Source organism: Amycolatopsis thailandensis, from assembly GCF_042723255.1.
GTDB lineage: Bacteria > Actinomycetota > Actinomycetes > Mycobacteriales > Pseudonocardiaceae > Amycolatopsis > Amycolatopsis thailandensis.
Map to the genome: position 1 here is coordinate 1 of NZ_JBHXJK010000269.1, position 2,271 is coordinate 2,271.

1 protein-coding gene is annotated in these 2,271 nt (G+C 67.8%); it reads right to left on the minus strand.

Annotated features, from left to right (window positions below):
* Positions 1 to 98: 98 nt before the first annotated feature.
* Complete coding sequence (locus ACFWMR_RS42595; RefSeq protein ID WP_378382495.1) at positions 99 to 1,505, minus strand: MFS transporter; 1,407 nt, start codon at positions 1,503 to 1,505, stop codon at positions 99 to 101.
* Between the last annotated feature and the right edge of the window lie 766 nt (positions 1,506 to 2,271).

Consider the following 2,271-nt stretch of genomic DNA (forward strand, 5'->3'; position numbering starts at 1 on the left):
CGCCCCTGCTGAGCGCCGGTCCGTCAAGGCCTCCTTGAGAGACCCAGAGTCTCTCAAGGAGGCCTTCACGGACTTGACACGCGACAGGACACCCGTGTCTATTCGGGACGGCGGCCGCGGAGGATGCCGAAGCCGACGAGTGCCGCGGACAGCACGGTGAGCGCGAGCCCGGCGTAGGTGGTCGCTGCGAGGAAGTCGGCCGATCCCAGAGCCGCCGTCAGCGCGCCGGGGAAGACCAGCGCCAGGATGGTGCCGCTGAGCGCGATGCCGATCCCGGTCGTGACCTCGCTGGCGGTGTCGACCAGCGCCGCCCCGATGGTGGTCCGGTTCTCGGGCAGGCCGCGCATCACGTTGGTGCCCGCTACGACACCGACCACGCGCATGCCCACCGCGACGAGGGCGAGAGCGACGGCGATCCAGACGTAGCCGAGCCCGCCGAACGCGGTGTAGACGGCCAGCCCGCACACGACCGCGGCGGCACTGAGCCAGGCGGCCTTCGCGAGGCCGACGCGGGTGATCAGCGGGGTGATGAGCGCGCCACCGGCGATCAGGACGACGATCTGGGGCAGCATTCCGAGTGCCGCTTCGGCGGGGGCCCAGCCGAGACCGAACTGCAGGTGCAGGGTCACGAGGTAGCCGAGCCCGGCGGTCGCCAGCCCGGCCGAAGCCTTGAACGCCAGACCGCTGGACACCAGAGGGCGGGCGACGAGCTTCAGGTCCAGCAAGGGATGCCGGGCGGTCTTCTGACGAAGGACGAAGCCGGTTCCGACGACGAGCGCGGCCGCGGTGACAGCCCACGGCAGACCTGACGCGCCGCCTTCTTCGACGAAGAGCGTGGGAGCCAGCAGCGCGAGGACGATCGTCGCGGTTCCCAGCACGGCACCCGCGACGTCGATCGGATCGCGGTGCAGCTCGGCGGGATCGTCGGCGGGGATGCCGGTCCGGATGCCGAGGAACGCGAGCGCGGCGACCGGCACGTTCACCAGCAGCAGTGCCTGCCACGGCGCGACGGCCAGCGCGAGTCCGCCGGCGGTGGGGCCGAGGGCCAGCCCGACCAGGCCCACGGTCGAGATGAGGGTGGTCGCGCGGACGCGCAGCACGTCCTCGTCGAACAGGCGGAACGCGAGGGCGAGCGACCCCGGTGTCGTCATCGCCGCCGCGACGCCCATGACCGCCCGGACGGCGATCAGCTGCCACGCGACGGTGACGAACGCCGTGGCCAGGCTCGCCACGGCGAGGAGCACGAGTCCGATGAGCATGACCTTGCGCCTGCCCACCCGGTCGGCCAGCGCGCCGAAGGCCAGCATCAGCCCGCCGAACACGACGGAATACGCCCCGGTCACCCATTGCAGGGTGGTCGTCGAGGCGGCGAGTTCGCGGCCGATGGTCGGCAACGCGACGTTGAGGATCGAGTTGTCGAGCATCTCGAACAGGAACACGGCCGAGAGCCCGGCCAGGGCGGGCCACGCGTCCTTCAGGGAACGGCTCTGAACGGGGGAACGCAAAGGTCGACTCCTTCGAGGTGAAGGAGTGACGGATCATTTGATCTCGTGTATGCGCGTGCTCAGCACGTTTCTACCCCGATGACTCGATCATACGACACCCGCGAGTGACGTGGAATGTGACTTACGTGTGCGGCGACGGTCGTGAGTGATGAGGACGGTGGAGCAAACCATGTCTTGGGTACTCCGCTGGGTCCTGGCTGCGGCGGGTCGCGAGTCCGGTCCGTGAAGGCCTCCTTCCCTACTTTCAGGGTCAGGGTTCCGGCTAAGTCGCGTGAGCGGGTCGTGAGTGGCGTTTCGGGTTCTGGCGGACCCGTATTTACCTGTCCACTGGGGTGATCGGCGGTCGAGTGAAGCCGGTCCAAGACTGGGCGTCCCGGGTGACGATGTAGGAATTGGGACGTTCAACGTCCCAATTCCTACATCGTCGCGCCCTGGCAGCCGAGGGTAGGTAAACGCCGGTCCGCTCTAACCCGGAACGCCACTCACGACCACCTGGACCGACCTGTGCGTGGGTGGTGTCGGGAGGTGTTGTGAAAGCCACTTTCGCAACCTTCACCGTTGCGAAAGTGGCTTTCGCATCACCGCCGACCCGCCAGACCGCGCCGAGCCGAGGTATGAGCTGCGGCGGGTGGCGAGTCCGGTCCGTGAAGGCCTCCTTGCCTACCCTGAAGGTAGTAAAGGGGGGAATAAACGACCCACGGGTAAGGACGGGTATAAAAAAAAACCCACACCCCAGACCAAGCAAGGAAGGGGATTCGGTGGTGGG